Below are 409 nucleotides of genomic sequence, written 5' to 3' on the forward strand. Positions count from 1 at the left end.
CTTTACTAAAAAAATTCAGCCCTTTACCAGGCTTCGTTAAAATAATTGATGTAATTTTCCCACTTAATTGATCAATATCTAAATCAACAATATTACCTAACTTTTTACCATCAGCCACATTCACTACATCTTTTACTTGAAAGTCAGAAATTCTTGCCACTATCTCTTCACCTTCCTTTTTAACAAATATATGAAGGCAATGAGACGAATATTGATTTTATTTAAAATAAAAATGTGTTAAACAATGAATTGATCCATACCTCTTCATTGTCTAACACATTTATTATCGGAAATACATCGGCTAATTTAAGCATAATGACTATTAAATCTAGATTTGGAAGAATTTAGAAATCAATTATGTGTAATTAGTTGATGTTTTTGGGACTGAACTGTCGCCTCCGCTTTTCTT

1 protein-coding gene is annotated in these 409 nt (G+C 29.6%); it reads right to left on the reverse strand.

Annotation, left to right across the window (positions count from 1 at the left end; genetic code table 11):
- Window positions 1-160 (reverse strand): YlmC/YmxH family sporulation protein (locus tag V7056_RS15260; protein ID WP_499703302.1); only part of this gene is annotated, 160 nt, incomplete at its 3' end.
- Window positions 161-409: the final 249 nt, after the last annotated feature.

It is taken from the genome of Bacillus sp. JJ664 (assembly GCF_036962205.1).
Lineage (GTDB): Bacteria > Bacillota > Bacilli > Bacillales > Bacillaceae_G > Gottfriedia.